Raw genomic sequence first — 16,622 nt, 5'->3', positions numbered from 1 at the left:
TTTAGGACAGTATTGCAGTCGGTACTATTTAATGCTTGCAAGTGGATGACGCTCTCCATTAAGCTGTAAATCTTGGTGAAAAATCTACATTTATTAGTCAAGATGATTAGCTCTTGGCGGGATTTATTTTGGCTAAAAAGCTAAGTTATTTTGCGAAAAAAGCGCCATAAATATATTAAAAAAAATCAACTATTTCAGTTTAGTTGATTTCGGGAGATTTGATAGGTACCCGTGACGTTAAAACCGCATAAGTTAAACGGAAAAACTTTTTGACTCCAACTTTTCACAACTGATAAAAAATTTCCACACACATCTGCGGAATGTGGGGTACATGGTAAACCCAGGCTATCGCGGATGGGGAATGCCCGTTTGCGTAATGGCTTGTATTGGCCTGCAATTGTCGCTATGCGACATAATCCCTTGCTTAAAGCCTTCAGCGAGCGATTACTCTGTCACGGTAAGGCCAAGATGCAAGTCATTGGAGCCGTGATGCGAAAGCTGTTGCATTTGGCTTTCGGGATTTTAAAATCCCAAAAGCCTTTTGACCCAAACTTTTTATCCACAACCCCTTGACAGGTCCATACAGTATCTACAGGCACTCCGATCGCGGGTTCGCGTCATAAGTGCAAGTCTTGTAGTTCTAAGCTAAGGAAAAAACGATCGTGAACGACAAACAGCATCATGAAAACCCCGACTCCACTCCAGAGCAATCTAGTTCCCATCCCCTCGCCACAAGTCTTGGTGCAGCAGGCGGTGGTGTTGCCGGTGCCGCAATTGGGGGTTCAGTCGGTGGGCGCGTGGGCGCAACGCTGGGAGCAGTGGCGGGGGCGATCGCCGGTAGCATCGCCGGAAATGCCCTCGCAGAACAGACCGCAGAAGTAGCTGAGCAGGTAAACGATGCCATAGGATTGGACTTGGAAGCCGATAACCAGGAGATTGAGTTGCCTCGGCACTACTCTTGGGATGAGTTACGCGCTTTATCCAAGCCCCATAGCTAAAAACTAGGGGCTTGTGCCCTCCGATTCCCGATCACGATTTCTGGTCTCGATCGTCATGACTTAGCATATTCAGCAATTTTTTGGCAACTATAGCGCCCACGACTACTCCACCAACCACTTGAGCAACCTTGACAGCTTGCTTTACCCCATCACCAGAATTCATGTGTTCGTGGAATATCTCGTCTTTTAGCCAGTTTGTAGTGACTTTGAAGTTATGAACCGGAGTTGGCAATAGTTCTAGATAAGTGCCTTGGCGAATCAGATGACCGACTTCGCCTGTCACTTCAAAAACGTCGTAAATGTTAGCGGCACTATTTTCTAACCCTAGTTTGAGGAGGGTTCCGCGTAGGTTAATTTGAGCGGGTTTTGGCTCATGTCCTAATGCGATCGCTTTCAGATTATGCGCGATCGCAGCTCCTTGCTGATAGGCTACTTGAGCAGTGGGAGGTAAAGGTTTAGTATCATGGGATTCAGAGGAATTAGATATTAAATCTTGATGTAGTTCTAAATGCTCGTACTCACGACCCTCAACCGTTGAGGATTGCACATCAACCGCACAATCACCACCAGCAAAAACTTCTGGAAAATCGGGTAACTGTAAAGTGGGAGTAACATGAACGCGGCCATGTTTGTCGCGATGTTCGTCTGGAATCTGCAAATTTTTAATCAGTGGATGGGTAGCCGTTCCACTTGTCCAAATCGTGGTAGATGCTGATAAGATCTCAGACTTACCATCGCGCTTATATTCAACAGAGTCTCGACGAATAGCAGTCGCTTCTGCTCCTGCGATTAACTCCACTGGTACGGCGCGTTTTTCTAATTCTTGCTCGGCGGTTTCGCGGAGATGACTATTAATATCACCCTTAAGAATTTCTTTGCCGTGATTAATTAGTACCACCCGCACTTCTTGAGGATTACCTCCCAATGCCTCATACCAGTGAGGAAGTAAATCAGCTAAAGTAGCTGCCATTTCCACACCACTTGGTCCACCACCGATCGCAGCTACAGTTAGCAGCCGGCGACGTTGTTCGGGGTCTTCGATTTGAACGGCTTGCTGTAAGCAGTCGCGCAGGTGGCGATCGAGGGCGATCGCATTTTCTTGGGTGCGAAAATCAAAAGCATAATCTTTGGCACCCTCAACGCCAAAATAGCCCGTAACGCTGCCTAAACCTAAAACTAAGTTGCTGTAGTTGTAGCAGTCTCCGGAAGTTAATTTGACTTCCCGTCCATGGAGGTCGATCGATTGCACCGTATCTTGGACAAAAATGACACCGCTATCCTTAAGCAGTTCCTCAAAACGCGGTACTACCTGATTAGCATCCATCTCGCCACTGAAATACTCGTAAAGTAAAGGCTTAAAACAAAAGCGTTCAGAGCTATCAATTAGGATGACGCTTCGAGGATAGTGTTCATGCGCTAGATGCAAAGCTGTAAACAGACCAGCAAAACCACCACCAAGGATGACAGTCTGATAAATTGGGTTGTTCATACAATCATTTTCCTCCAGTAATTGAGAGTACAGTTGACAGTTGACAGTTGACGGTGAATCGAAAATCGGAGCTGCAACGCAAGTTCTGCTATTTAATGAAAAAGAAAGCAATTAATGCCAAGCTGAGAAAGATAGCGAGCAGAATAGCGTGTTCAACTTTCGGGCTAATAATCTTGACAGCAATCACTAAACTAACCGCCAGGAGGACAACGCCAACGTGCACAATGGTTTCTCCGCGTTGGTCAATTAGCGGATCTTTTTGAACTGATTCAGTAGCAGCGAGAAAGTAAATTGCGATGATTTCTGGTAATTGTTGAGTTAGCCAATTCATAAAAAACCTCCTTGAATTTGACCGGAAAAGCTAAGAATGTCTGGGGTTATAGCTGTAATAAAGATTTCATAATCTCCTTTTATTCCTAGTACCGTATCTGCAAACTCATCTCCTTAATATAGCGGTTTTCAATGAAATGAGGTAGGTCCAATTCAATCCGGAGCGGGAAAAGGAACCATCAATGCCCAATGCCCACGAGTACCTAATTTACCTGAGAAAAGCTATGTAGCAATATTTAAATACGATTTGGTGACAAAGAACCATCCATCTTGAGATTGTAAATTGCTAAGTTCGCCAGAGATATATCAGCGAAAATAGGACAACCCAAATCACGTCAACGAAGTGCCAAAACAGAGTACTTGCACTGACGCCGAAGTGACCTTTATTGTAGTTGCCCCGAATGAAAGAACGAGCCAGCATCAGCAACTGCAAGATAATGCCCGCAAGCACGTGCAGCCCGTGGAAGCCAGTCAGCAGGTAAAATGTGCCACCCATCAGCCCTGTAGTCAGCCGGAAGTTAAGGTTACTCCACTCGATCGCCTGACCAACTAAAAAGTAAATTCCCATCCCAGAAGTCAATGCCCAAAGCCAGCGAAATCTAATAATTTTATGGCGTTTGAGGGCATTTTCTGCGGCTTGGATAACAAAGCTACTTGAAAGCAGCACCACAGTATTAATAATAATAAATTTAGACAACTCTGGCCCTTTGATACCAGGCGACAACCAGTTGGAATGGGTCAATCTGAGAGCAATATAGGTGAAGAAAAAGCTAAGAAAAACTAGGCTTTCCGACAGCAAAAATACGGTAACGCCGAACATCCCTTTACCATGATGATCGTGAGCTATGCCACCACCAATTGGCAAGAACCTTTGCAACCAATTGGGGAGGGATTGTACTAAGCGATCGAAACGGATCGGGCTTTCATCTATATGATGTGTAGGATTTGGCATAACTCAGATGATTTTGAATTTTGAATTTTAGATTTAATAAAACTTCTCAATTACTCCTCCTTGTCTGAATCTATTCTTGAGTAACAGCAGCCTCTGGTATCGCTTTAGAGTTGTAATGATAAGGCGGCTCATTGACAACAGGAATTTCCTCAAAGTTCTCCCTCGGTGGCGGTGAAGAAGTCTTCCACTCTAACCCTGTAGCGTGCCAAGGATTATCGGATACTTTTGTACCCAATAGCAAAGAACCGACCATATTGGCAATAAAGGGCAGCGTAGACATCCCTAACAAAAACCCTCCCAAGCTAGCAACAATATTCCATCCTTGGAACTGCGGATCGTAAGAGGAAACTCGGCGCACCATACCTTGTAAACCCAGTGGGTGCATGGGGAAAAATGTAAGATTAGCGCCGATAAAAGTTAAGAAGAAATGCACTTTTCCCCAGCCTTCGCCGTACATCCGCCCGGTTATTTTTGGAAACCAGAAGTAAATCGCCGCAAAGATTGCCATCGTGATTGTATTGTGGACGACGTAGTGGAAGTGACCTACCACAAAGTAGGTGTTGTTGACATGAATATCAAACGGCACTGAACTAAGCATGATGCCAGTAATTCCACCGAAAACAAACATCACCACTCCTCCCAAGGCAAATAACATGGGGGTTAAAAGATGCAGCCTACCATTCCAAACTGTGGCAGTCCAAGCAAATACTTTGACACCAGTAGGAACAGCTACCAACATTGAAGAAACCATAAATAGTATCCGCATCCAGTTAGGTGTAGCACTGGCAAACATATGGTGTACCCAGACAAATATGCTGACTAAACCAATTCCAAAAGAAGCGATCGCAACCGATCGATAGCCAAACAAAGGATTGCGAGAAAAAGCGGGGAGAATTTCCGAAAAGATGCCAAAAGCAGGCAGCGCCATCACGTAAACTGCCGGATGGGAGTAGAACCAAAATAAGTGCTGATAGATAATTGGGTCGCCATTCTCCAGGGGTTTGAAGAAATTTGTCCCAAAAGTGAGGTCAAAAAATAACAGTACGATCGCGCCCGTTAGGGAAGGTAAACAAATTAGTTGCAGCAACTGGGCACTGAGAACTGTCCAAACGAAAATCGGCATCCGAAAAAACGTCATTCCCGGTGCCCGCATCCAAACAATTGTAGTAATAAAGTTGACTCCCCCCATAATCGATGAAATGCCCAGAAGCATTACACTTAGTATCCAAATTGATTCCCCATTGATGGGATAACCAGTTGGGTTTTGGAGGCTGATTGGTGGGTAAGACCACCAGCCAGCTTGAGCGGGTCCACCTTGTACTAAAAAGCTCGATAGTAGCAGGATACCTGCGGGGGGAATTATCCAAAAGGCGATCGCATTCAGAACTGGAAACGCCATGTCTTTTGCCCCAATCATCAACGGCACTAAGTAGTTGGCAAGACCAGCATTGAATGGGATAATCCACAGGAAAATCATCACCGTGCCGTGCAAGGTGAATAAGCCATTATATAAAGAGCGATCGACCAAATCTGATTCGGGAGTAAGCAGTTCGCCACGAATAATCATCGCCAACAGCCCACCAATCAAAAAGAAAATAAAAGTCGTCACCATGTACTGAACACCAATCACTTTATGGTCGGTGCTAAAGCTGAAATACTCCCGCCAGTTGCTGTCAGGTTTGCTGTTGCGAGCTTCGGAGTCGTCAGTAATTGGGATAGAATTATTTGTCATATATTTTTTATTTAGGGGTAGCAGCTTGAGAAAGCCATTGACTATAAGTTTCACTTGAATCAACGTATACATTCGCCACCATTAAGGCAAAGTCGGTGCCGCTGAATTGGGAATCGCGCAGGTGATATTTGCCGATTTGGGTGGGTGTTAATACAAGGTTAATGTTGCGGTTGGGGATCATATCTTGCTTTAACCGGAATTCCGGGACATAAAAGCCGTGAATTACGTCTTGGGAATGTAAATTTAAGCGGGTTCGTTCATTTACTTTTAGATGTAATTCGTTACTAATAACATTATTTGGATAGCGGAAAGACCAAACCCACTGTTTAGCAACAACCTCAATATTTTCAGCCACAGGTTGACTGGGGATTTTGACCGTTGCAGCGGTAGCAGGTTCTTCCAATAGGTGCAGATGCACGATCGGTTGTAGCCCCTCAATATCTAGTTGTTGATAAATGCTGAAGCTTTGAGCTGCAAGCCATAAAACTAGGAGGGTTGGGGCGGCAGTCCAGAGGATTTCTAGCCTGACATCGCTTCTGGCAGGATGACCGTGACTCCAGTCTCCCTTGGGGGCGCGACCGATGAGAATTGAGTATCCAATTGTGCCTGCGATCGCCAAAAAGATGAACGTTCCTACTGAGGTTAAAAAGCTAAATATCTGATCGACTCGTTTCGCTTCTGCCGTTGCCTGAATTGGCATCCAAGAGTAGGCTTGGTCTCCAATCCAGCGGGCTATTACCATAATTACCGCGATAAAAACCATCAATAACAGCGTGTCGAAAATTCTCCTCATTGCATCCCCTGGAAAATCAATTCTCCTAGTATCTTTGTTGCCATAATTTGAGTAGTTTGTAGAGTGGGTCAGACGCAGTTATTGACTGATATAATCAGGGCTTGATTGTGTGACGCACCCTACTAATTGGGCCAGTTGCGTAAGTCCTAATTCTAGTATCTTTGTTGGCATCATTTAAGTAACAAATTTGGATTTTCACCTTGTCTGAGTAAGCCCGCTGCCGTATTATGTATCCCGAACTCGTCTCCCATCTGCGCTCCTAATGTTCCGTGAACAAATAACAGTCCCAACATGGCAATACCCACCAACAAGTAACTCCATTGCACTTGGATCGTGGCATCTTTGCGCCAGCGGTAGCGCTGCAACCCCCTCCACACGGTCATGGCAACGATCGCTGCTAATAGTAAAATCCCACCGATACCATGCAACAGCATCGTTGTACCAGCCCCCAACCCCCAAGCACTATTCATATTTGTGGGTGGGTTTGCCAGCATTATCTCAAAAAAGCCCGCTGCAACGGTAAAAAATGTGATAACAGCACTTGCTAAAAGATTGTACCAACCAACATCAAAAAAGCTGGAACGAATAGCAGTCAGAGCCAAAAATTTGAGGATTGGTTTTTCAAACCGAAACAGCGTTCCCGCAATATCAAAAATTATGGCAATAATGAATAAACCCAAAGTGAAATGCACTAGCTGCGGATGAATTGGCACCTCGTAGGGTAATCCGTTTGCACCTAGTTTGAACCACAACCGATCGATAAGTTGCGAGTTCATTGTAATACTCCATTTTTTGTTGCTTCAACTACGGGTTCTACGTGCAGTCCGTATACCCAAACTAACTGACTCCCTAAATATTGTTGAAAGAATACTAAACAAATTAAAAATGTTGCCACACCTAGATAAGCAACAGGTATTTTCAGCGGATTGCGGGCGCGAATCGCGAATCGCCATGCGGTAATCGCGACAATAATTGCCGAAAGCGACCAGCCAGTAATTGTGTGCAAATTCAGTGCCGGCTTGACGGCTTCGTAAGGTTGAGCCAAACCAGCTTCAAACTGACCAAAGATGACGGCGACGAAAATACTGACTGAAGCAACAAACATATTCCAGAAACTTACCTCTAACAAACGATGATTGCGGGTAAAATAGCCTACCACGTCGCAGAAGAAGGAAAAAAATATCATCGCGATCGCGAAATGGACGACGATCGGATGGAGCGGATCTGGGTAGGGTAGATTCGCATTATTGAGAGGTAGAGGCATCGCTTTCTCCTGTTTTAGTAGACTTGTTCCCGGAGGCAAGCTGACAGGGATTTCTCTAAATATAGATTGAGACTAATTCTACAAAAACATATCTATCTAAAGATTGATCTAAGCCTGAAAAATAACCATAGCTTCTCACACTATTGGGCTTTCAACCCTCTAAAGTTTTAAGGCGATCGATTGTCATATTCTTGAAACATTAATGACACAGTAATGACATAAAACTTACTTTATCACAAAAAGTATTGTTTAAAAATTAAAAAAATATGTAAGTTTTTCGATAAATAATCATGAAATTTTATTGTCTTCTCAGAAATAGACACTAATTACCCCATTAGATAGACGTAGTTAGTTCTATAAATCCCTAAAGTTAGCAGAAACCAAGAAATAAATATTTAAGTAGCTACATTAAGTAGGGTGGGCGCTCGCAGACAACCAGATTAGCTATTAGTTACACATTTTGGGCGGCGAACGCCCACCTTACGTTTAATTATGTCCATCTACTTAACTGGTTGTTAATCGTATTTATTAGGTACAAATTTACTTGACTAGGAAACAAGACAAGGAAAAAACATGAGCTATTCCCCTAATCTTCTCAAAGGCCAAAAAGCACTCGTAACGGGTGCAAGTTCTGGTATTGGTGAAGCGATCGCCCGTGCTTTGGCTGCATCGGGTGCTTCTGTTGCAGTCAACTACCATTCTGAACAGGAAGCAGCCGAGAAGATTGTTAGCGAGATTAAATCGGTCGGTGGGGAAGCGATCGCCATTGGTGCAAACGTTGCCAAAGAAGAGGAAGTTTTGTCCATGTTTGACCAAATGTACCAGCACTTTGGCACGATCGACATCCTGGTAAACAACGCCGGATTGCAAAAAGACTCAGCCTTTGTAGACATGACCCTCGACCACTGGAATTTAGTTATTGGCGTGAACCTAACCGGACAGTTTCTCTGCGCCCGTGAAGCAGCAAAAGAGTTTCTCAAACGGGGCGTGAAGCCAGATATCTCCTCTGCCGCAGGCAAAATCATTTGTATGAGTTCGGTACACGAGGTGATTCCTTGGGCAGGTCACGTCAACTACGCTACCAGTAAGGGCGGCATCCACATGATGATGGAAAGTATTGCCCAAGAACTCGCACCCCACAGGATTCGGGTCAATAGCATTGCACCCGGTGCTATTAAAACCCCAATTAATAAGGCAGCCTGGGACACGCCAGAAGCGGAGGCAAAATTACTAAAACTCATTCCCGCAAAACGGGTCGGAGATGTAACAGACATTGCTAAAGCTGCTGTTTGGCTTGCGTCGGATGACTCAGATTATGTCAATGGTGAAACTCTATTTGTAGACGGCGGCATGACTCTGTATCCAGGGTTCGCGACGGGGGGCTAAATGAACGCAGAACAGCAAAGGTTAGAGGAGAATCGCGAACCGGAGGAACCTTGGTATCGTTGGGGTTCCTACTTGAGCGATCGCCAATGGGGTACAGTGCGGGAAGACTATTCACCTGACGGTTCAGCTTGGGACTACTTTCCTCATGACCATGCGCGATCGCGCGTTTACCGTTGGGGTGAAGATGGACTGGGTGGATGGTGCGATCGCCACAGTCAACTCTGCTTTGGTCTAACACTGTGGAATGGTCGCGATCCAATTTTAAAAGAACGCCTATTTGGACTCACTAACGAACAAGGTAATCACGGTGAGGATGTCAAAGAATATTACTTCTACCTAGACAACACGCCTACCCATTCCTATATGCGCTGGTTGTACAAATATCCTCAATTGGAATTTCCCTACACTCAGCTTGTAGAGGAAAACGCTCATCGCCATAAGGATCGACCAGAATTTGAATTATTGGATACGGGCGTGTTTGACGATAATCGTTATTTCGATGTGGTTGCCGAATACGCTAAAGCCTCTACAGACGATATTTGCATTCGCATTAGCATCACGAATCGGGGGGCGGAAACTGCCAGCCTTGACGTGCTACCTACCCTTTGGTTTCGCAATACCTGGATCTGGACGGGTAATAAACCGCAGTCACAGCTATCAAAAGTTGCTGATGGTGTAATTAAGGCGAACAGTGAGAAATATGGGGATTATTGGTTGTTTTGCGATGGAAATCATCGGCTTTTATTTACAGAGAATGAAACTAACAGCCAACGCCTTTACGGAGTTGCTAATGCCTCACCTTATGTTAAAGACGCTTTCCACGAGTATGTAATTCACAACAACCAGGATGCAGTAAATCCGAATCAAGTTGGTACAAAAGCAGCAGCTTGGTATCAATTGGAAATTGGGGCGGGACAGACGAATGTAATTCAACTTCGCTTCACCAACCAATATACAGAAACGCCATTTAATGCAGCCTTTGCTGATACCTTCAGCCAGCGTCAAACAGAGGCAGACGAGTTTTACGAAACGCTCACCCCCGGTCTAGAGGAGGATTGCCGCAACGTTCAACGACAAGCGTTTGCCGGACTGCTGTGGAGCAAACAGTTTTACTACTATGATGTCCATACTTGGCTGCATGGAGATTCAGCAGAACCTATCCCACCCAGTCAACGCCTTAATGAGCGCAATGCTGAGTGGTGGACTCTTTACGCCGAAGATGTTATTTCCATGCCCGATAAGTGGGAGTATCCTTGGTTTGCTGCCTGGGATTTGGCGTTCCACTGCATTGCTTTGGCATTAATCGATGGAAACTTTGCCAAGCAGCAATTACTGCTATTAACTGGCGATCGCACCATGCACCCCAACGGTCAATTACCCGCTTACGAGTGGGCCTTTGGCGATGTCAATCCCCCCGTACAAGCATGGGCGGCGTGGCGGGTCTACAAAATTGAGGAAAAACGAGTTGGAAAGGGCGATCGCAAATTCTTGGAGCGAATGTTTCACCGCTTGATGCTCTACTTTACCTGGTGGGTAAACCGCAAAGACTTACAAGGGCAAAACTTGTTTCAAGGAGGATTTCTCGGACTGGATAACATTGGGCTATTTGACCGCAGCAAGCCATTACCAACGGGGGGATATTTAGAGCAGGCAGATGGCACGGCATGGATGGGGATGTTTTCATTAAATATGCTGGCGATCGCTCTGGAATTGTCCAGTGAGGACGAAACCTACAGCGATATGACGTTGAAGTTTTTTGAACACTTCCTCTACATTGCTAACGCCATTAATCATGTAGGGCCTGAAAAAATTGTGCTTTGGGACGACGAAGACGGCTTTTACTACGATGCCTTGCACTTACCCAACGGAGAGGACGTGCGAATCAAAGTACGGTCAATGGTGGGACTAATACCGCTATTTGCCGTCGATACTATCGAGCCAGATTTGTTAGAAATTGTACCGGGGTTAAAAGACAAAATTGAGTGGTTTCTCAACAACCGTCCCGAACTGGCAAAAAACATTGCTTGTATGACCAGTGAGGGAGAAGGCGATCGCCGCCTGCTTGCCATTACTAGCCCCGAAGCGCTACGCCGTATCCTGCGACCATTGTTGGATGAGGATGAATTTCTCTCACCCTACGGTATCCGCTCGCTTTCCCGCTATCACCAAGATCATCCCTTTATCTTCGATTGGGATAGCACTCGCTATCAAGTAGACTATGAGCCTGCTGAATCTACTTCTAACCAATTTGGCGGTAACTCGAACTGGCGCGGCCCCATCTGGTTTCCAGTTAACTTTCTACTAATTGAATCCTTGCAAAAGTTCTATCACTACTTAGGCGATGACTTTAAAGTAGAGTGTCCCACAGGTTCAGGAGTAATGCTCAATCTCTGGGAGGTTGCGGCTTACTTGGAGAAACGGTCGATCGCTATTTTCTTGCAAAATCAAGATGGGCAGCGTCCGGTTTACGGTGGTATTGCAAAATTTCAGCAAGACCCTCACTGGCGCGATTTGATTCTTTTTTACGAATACTTTCATGGTGATAACGGGGCTGGATTGGGAGCAAGTCACCAAACCGGATGGACAGCACTAATTGCCAAGTTGATTCAGCAGGTAAACGATAAACCGTGATTGCCTACTCCTAATACCAATTCTTGAAACTATGACTAGAAATCTCTACCCCCTGGCTGCGCCGTCCCCCCTTGCCAAGGCTACCGTGTACAGACAAGTCAAAGTAAACTAGAAAAAGGATTCACAGAGGTATAAGTTGCTGTACTTCTTGGTCACGCAAAGTGCTGTATATTGAGTAAAGCCGCAACTAAAATCCCGCCAGATATGAAGCCAAATCCAAACAGTACAGAACAATCTGCACAGCATCGCACGATCAAAAAGCTGCCAGAAGTTACCATCTTTTTCTGGATTATCAAGTTGCTGACTACGGGAATGGGCGAAACAACTTCAGATTACCTAGCCCATCAGATGAACCCAATTTTTGCGGTCGCTCTGGGGGGAAGTGGATTAGTGATTGCTTTAGTAATACAGTTTTCAGTACGGAAATATATTCCCTGGGTCTATTGGTTAGCTATTATTATGGTCGCTATATTCGGAACAATGGCTGCTGATGCTATCCATGTTGTATTAGGTGTTTCGTATCTCCTATCGACTGTAGGATTTTCCATCGTACTTAGTATTATTTTTGCAGTTTGGTATATGAGCGAGAAGACTTTATCTATTAATCATATTTACACACTTCGCCGCGAGATATTTTACTGGGCAACCGTTATGGCTACATTTGCGCTTGGCACAGCCGCAGGTGATATGACAGCATCAACTTGGGGTTTGGGGTACTTCACATCAGGTGTATTGTTTGCCTTGTTATTTGCTCTACCAGCGTTCGCATACTGGCGATCAGGACTTAATGAGGTAGGGGCTTTTTGGCTCGCATATATCTTGACTAGACCATTGGGCGCTTCCTTCGCAGATTGGATCGGTAAATCTCAGGATAGTGGTGGAGTAGGTTTTGGTACGGGGCAGATCAGCCTTGTCTTAGGTATTCTGATTGTTGGTTTTGTTGCTTATCTCACATACTCGAGCAAAGACAGTTATAGCAATTAATAAATAACTACTCACTTTAGTTGTCCGTAAGCATATTTTGGCGAACCTTAGCAGTGATGGTACGATCTAGAATACATAGATAATGTTTTTTGTCAATGCTTAAGTCCTAGGAAATTTATTTTTATGACTCATCCTTCATCCCACGAACAAACTGAATCGAGATCGAGCGATCCCGAAAATCCAATACCCCCGACGATCGACTATTGGCACGTCTGGACTGACGAAGACGGCATCAGCCACCAGTCTCGTTGCCAAATTCAAGACTTCACTCTCAAGAGTATTTCACCACCTGCCTCTCCTCAGTGGCTCGAACAGATGCAGCAAGTTGGTGCTACCGTCGTCTTTACGGTGCAACCTGTTGGCTGGATTGGCACTTGGCATGAAAATCCGAAACCCCAGTGGATCGTTCCGCTATCGGGACGCTGGTTTGTCGAGACGATGGACGGGCAACGAGTGGAGATGGGTGTTGGTGAAATTTCGTTTGGAGAAGACCAGAATACGAAAGCCAACGCGCAGGGACAGAAGGGACACCTTTCTGGCACTGTCGGCGATGCGCCCGCAGTTCTGATGATTGTGCAACTTGAAGAAACGCCTACTATCGGGCAGGCTTGCCGCTTTCGATAAGCTCAAAATTTTTATGTTGAATCGCATTCAGGTACAACGAATTCGTGCTATTGGGTTAACCGTGAGTGATGCCGATCGCTCTCAGGACTTCTATACCCAAGCACTAGGATTTGAACCCGTTTCAGACATCACGGTTGAAACAGAGGATTACAACTACTTAGTAGGCGTGGCTGAGGCAACAATTCGCATTGTCACCTTGCAGCTTGGAGATGAACTCATTGAGCTGATGCAGTATCTCAATATTGAGGGAAAACCGATTCCCAAGGATTCGCAAAGTAATGATTTGTGGTTTCAACATTTGGCGATCGCAGTTAGTGATATGGATCGGGCTTATGCTCATTTGCGATCGTTTCTGATTGACCCGATTTCAGTTGAACCGCAGACGATACCGCCTGAGAATAAAGCATCTGCTGGTGTACGAGCCTTCAAGTTCAAAGACTGCGATCGCCACCCTTTAGAGTTAATTTGGTTTCCTCCTGATAAAGGGCAAGAGAAGTGGCATCACAAGAGCGATCGCTTGTTTCTAGGAATCGATCATAGTGCGATCGCGATTAGCAACACTGAACAGAGTCTAAAATTTTACCGCGATCTCCTGGGAATGCAAGTTGATGGAGGTAGCCTTAACCAAGGTAAAACGCAAGCTAGACTCGATCATTTACCAGAAGAAGTTGAAGTCCGAATTACAGCACTGCGACCTAATCAATGCGGTTTAGGAATTGAACTGCTAGACTATCTTGTGCCTACAAATAGTTGTCCTATGCCTAGTGACTGGAAAAGTTACGATATTGCCAATATGCAAATTGAGCTAGTTGTCAACGACATTGATCGGGCTGTGGAGATGTTGCGGCAGAATGGGATTGAGTTTGTGTCGTCGCGGGTTGTGGAGTTTACAGAGAGCTACTGTCCTTATCGTCAAGGTTGTTTAGTCAAAGACCCTGATGGACATGGTATGTTGCTGATTGCTGAATAAATCTCTTGCAAAAATCGGTTTAATATGCAGCTCGACCTAAAATTGCGATCGCTCCACTTCAGCCAGTCCATAAACACATTTTCTCAGCGTGTGCCGGAACTAGATACTCATTGTACTCTCTCATCCAAAGATTTTTGCAGACGATCGATCGCACAATGCAGACATTTCATTTCATGGGCAATTCGGTCTAGTTGTGTGGAAACAGGAGTTTGTTCTCGAACAGCTTGCCTCGTTGACGTTACAGAACTTGGATTTGTAGCCAACTCTGATATCCTAGTGATATGTAACTGTTCGATATCGTTGTGAATTGCTTCGATATAAATATCTAGCCTCGGTAAAGCTAGAGGTGGGTGTCCCTGTTCCAGGGCATTTGCTAAGTTCTCTAAAATTTGGACAATCGCATCAGTAAAGCGCTGGAAATCTGCAAATTGGTAGTCTCCGCTAAATTTCCGCTGATGTTCTGCTAGGGTTGTAACTGAGCTGAAAAAAGCACGAATGTAAAGTATTAGCATCGCGATCGGTTCTACTTCTCCTCGAACGTGACGGGGTTCGCTGAATAACCTTTGAGCCGCAGCAGCAGCATTTGCATTCTCTAATGCCGCTTGATGACGCAGGTTTCTGATAGTTTCAGTAGAACACTTTTGTTCTGGATTGATATAGCTAGCTGCAACCTGTTGAAAGTACGCGAGATTAGAGCGAATCGTTGTTGTTAGTTGTGCGGGAAGTTGCGATCGCTCCCAACTGGGAAATAACAAATAGCTGCCGAGTAATGCTAAAATGCCTCCAATTAAGCTATCGACAATGCGTAATACTCCAATCTCCCAGCCGCCTTTACTCGTCATATTCAGTAGCAATATGACTACGGGAGTAAGGAGAGTGATAAAGATGCCGTAGCTTAGCGATCGCACCGACATAGCAGTGACTAATAGTATCAGAAGACAGACTAATATTGCCACTGGATTATGGATAAGTATGACCAGGCAAATGCCAAAGATGCCCCCTAATGTGGTTCCAATCACCCGTTGCACAGTTGTCTGAGAAGTACCGCCAAAGTTCGGCTTTAGGGCAACTACAGCAGTGAGTGTTACCCAATAGCCTGTGGGTACTTGCAATAGCAAGGCTACTAATTGGGCAGTTGTTACTATTAGCGCCAGCCGCAAAGCGTGACGAAAAATAACAGAATTAAACGTGAGATTGTTCCGCAGCGTGTCAATAATTGAAGAACGCTGTGGCTGTATCGGGGGATAAATGTTTAGCTGGGCGATGCTGCGCCTTTCTCCCCGTTGTAAATCTGTGGCAATTTCCGCATCGGTATGAATTTGTTCTGCTAGGGCTTTGAGACTAGCCACAATCTTGCCAATACTTACTAAGTCAGCAAAGTCATCTGCGTGAGCCAAACTAGCGTGATTCAGGACTTGAGAGTGTATGACTTGCCATTGGTATTCTAGTGCCTCGATCGCCCGATCTAGATCTCCCAAGCGAACAAGGTTTTTTTCTTTGGCGAGGGATTCTGACAAGATTTGCAAAGCCGTTGCCGATGCTTCTAGCACTTGCTGAATTTCTCTGTGTAACTGCTGGAATAAGGGACGAGTAGATGCGATCGCTAACAGTTCCACCAGTGCTACAACAGAATTGGTAATTTGGTTGACATCCTCAATTAAGACGAGTAACTGATTGCCCCGCAAGTCAGCAGTTTCTCGGCCCGTCCACACCGCACCCCAAACACTCCGGGCAGAGGTCAAATCCTGTATTACGCTGTCTTGACCTTGTAAGAATTGCTCTCCCCACTTCTGACGCTCCTCCAGAGTTAATGGTATCTCGCTTGCCATTCGCAAAAATTTGCTCAATGTGGCATAACAACTGCTGGCTGCCTCGATCGCTGGTGTATAAGGGCGTAGCACCCACAATCCTAGAGATAACACCATCGCCCAGACACCTCCAGCTAGGCACAGCGCGCATTGCAGAAAAACAGTAGATAAATCTGGGAACGAAGCGAATTTTGCTAGCGAGACGATAAACATAGTTGATGTAACCAGGCTAACCGTCGCGGCGATAGTACCAAACAGACCAGCTAAGCCAGCGATGAACATCACTAAGAACGTGGCTGGAATAGCTAGCCACAGGGTACTACTAACCAGATTCGCCATTAGCAAGGCGACAGTAACGCCAATGGTTGCTGCGAGCATGACAGTTGCTTTTTGGCGATAGGCTCCACCCGTATCGACCATCCCAACAAACATGGCTCCCATCACCGCGATCGCACTTGCAGCAGGATGACCTGTAATGAAGCCAACTGCAATGGGCCCACTCACTGCCAAAAGGGTACGCAAGCCATAGAGGATGTCAGGTTTACCTGGCTTGAGCTGAAACTGCTGCAACAGCCAGTTGAGAGATTGTCGATCGCCAGATGGCATTATTAGGCTACCTCTTTAAATTAAATTAACTGGTTTCCGCTTAATCCTGATACAA

14 protein-coding genes and 1 pseudogene are annotated in these 16,622 nt (G+C 45.4%); 7 read left to right on the top strand and 8 right to left on the bottom strand.

Annotated elements, in window-relative coordinates; genetic code table 11:
* Positions 1 to 342: 342 nt before the first annotated feature.
* Positions 343 to 573, top strand: a pseudogene (locus tag QUA54_RS34595) (hypothetical protein); the annotation flags it as partial.
* 89 nt (positions 574 to 662) lie between these two features.
* Positions 663 to 998 (top strand): glycine zipper domain-containing protein, encoded by a 336-nt coding sequence (locus QUA54_RS27270; RefSeq protein WP_333417359.1) that lies wholly within the window; start codon positions 663 to 665, stop codon positions 996 to 998.
* A gap of 31 nt (positions 999 to 1,029) precedes the next feature.
* Here the strand turns inward: QUA54_RS27270 and QUA54_RS27265 are convergent, their stop codons facing one another.
* The 7 genes from QUA54_RS27265 to QUA54_RS27235 form a co-directional block, all read right to left on the bottom strand.
* Positions 1,030 to 2,487 carry an NAD(P)/FAD-dependent oxidoreductase gene (locus tag QUA54_RS27265; RefSeq protein WP_333417357.1) on the bottom strand — a complete coding sequence of 486 codons (1,458 nt, stop codon included), beginning with the start codon at positions 2,485 to 2,487 and terminating at the stop codon, positions 1,030 to 1,032.
* An 88-nt stretch (positions 2,488 to 2,575) separates the two neighbouring features.
* Positions 2,576 to 2,818, bottom strand: a complete 243-nt coding sequence (locus QUA54_RS27260) for a hypothetical protein (RefSeq protein ID WP_172192441.1) — start codon at positions 2,816 to 2,818, stop codon at positions 2,576 to 2,578.
* 285 nt (positions 2,819 to 3,103) lie between these two features.
* Entirely contained in the window at positions 3,104 to 3,769 is a 666-nt protein-coding gene (locus tag QUA54_RS27255) for a heme-copper oxidase subunit III (RefSeq protein WP_333417355.1), read from the bottom strand.
* Positions 3,770 to 3,839: 70 nt separating this feature from the next.
* Positions 3,840 to 5,501: a cytochrome c oxidase subunit I gene (ctaD, locus tag QUA54_RS27250; RefSeq protein WP_333417353.1), complete on the bottom strand. Its 1,662-nt coding sequence runs from the start codon at positions 5,499 to 5,501 to the stop codon at positions 3,840 to 3,842.
* 7 nt (positions 5,502 to 5,508) lie between these two features.
* Positions 5,509 to 6,294 (bottom strand): cytochrome c oxidase subunit II, encoded by a 786-nt coding sequence (locus tag QUA54_RS27245; protein WP_333417351.1) that lies wholly within the window; start codon positions 6,292 to 6,294, stop codon positions 5,509 to 5,511.
* A gap of 170 nt (positions 6,295 to 6,464) precedes the next feature.
* Entirely contained in the window at positions 6,465 to 7,070 is a 606-nt protein-coding gene (locus QUA54_RS27240) for a DUF2231 domain-containing protein (protein WP_172192449.1), read from the bottom strand.
* A complete protein-coding gene (locus QUA54_RS27235; RefSeq protein WP_333417349.1) occupies positions 7,067 to 7,558 on the bottom strand; it encodes a DUF2231 domain-containing protein in 492 nt (163 codons plus the stop codon). Before QUA54_RS27235 ends, QUA54_RS27240 begins: the two co-directional genes overlap by 4 nt.
* Positions 7,559 to 8,131: 573 nt before the next feature.
* Between QUA54_RS27235 and QUA54_RS27230 the strand changes: the two genes are divergently transcribed.
* The 5 genes from QUA54_RS27230 (at position 8,132) to QUA54_RS27210 (ending at position 14,153) form a co-directional block, all read left to right on the top strand.
* On the top strand, positions 8,132 to 8,944 hold the full coding sequence (locus tag QUA54_RS27230) for an SDR family oxidoreductase (RefSeq protein ID WP_333417347.1): 813 nt from the start codon (positions 8,132 to 8,134) through the stop codon (positions 8,942 to 8,944).
* Positions 8,945 to 11,575, top strand: a complete 2,631-nt coding sequence (locus QUA54_RS27225) for an MGH1-like glycoside hydrolase domain-containing protein (protein WP_333417346.1) — start codon at positions 8,945 to 8,947, stop codon at positions 11,573 to 11,575. It abuts the gene before it with no gap.
* Between the two features lie 171 nt (positions 11,576 to 11,746).
* Positions 11,747 to 12,559 (top strand): hypothetical protein, encoded by an 813-nt coding sequence (locus QUA54_RS27220; protein ID WP_333417344.1) that lies wholly within the window; start codon positions 11,747 to 11,749, stop codon positions 12,557 to 12,559.
* Between the two features lie 123 nt (positions 12,560 to 12,682).
* Positions 12,683 to 13,183, top strand: a complete 501-nt coding sequence (locus QUA54_RS27215; RefSeq protein WP_333417342.1) for a cupin domain-containing protein — start codon at positions 12,683 to 12,685, stop codon at positions 13,181 to 13,183.
* 13 nt (positions 13,184 to 13,196) lie between these two features.
* Entirely contained in the window at positions 13,197 to 14,153 is a 957-nt protein-coding gene (locus tag QUA54_RS27210; RefSeq protein WP_333417340.1) for a VOC family protein, read from the top strand.
* Positions 14,154 to 14,260: 107 nt separating this feature from the next.
* On the opposite strand, the gene QUA54_RS27205 is transcribed toward QUA54_RS27210, so the two are convergent.
* Positions 14,261 to 16,567 (bottom strand): FUSC family protein, encoded by a 2,307-nt coding sequence (locus QUA54_RS27205; protein ID WP_333417338.1) that lies wholly within the window; start codon positions 16,565 to 16,567, stop codon positions 14,261 to 14,263.
* Positions 16,568 to 16,622: the final 55 nt, after the last annotated feature.

The sequence above is a fragment of the Microcoleus sp. MOSTC5 genome, assembly GCF_036701825.1.
GTDB classification, from domain to species: domain Bacteria; phylum Cyanobacteriota; class Cyanobacteriia; order Cyanobacteriales; family Microcoleaceae; genus Microcoleus; species Microcoleus asticus.
The sequence above is the reverse complement of the archived record's forward strand: the minus strand, read 5'-3'. Positions and strand labels throughout refer to the sequence as shown.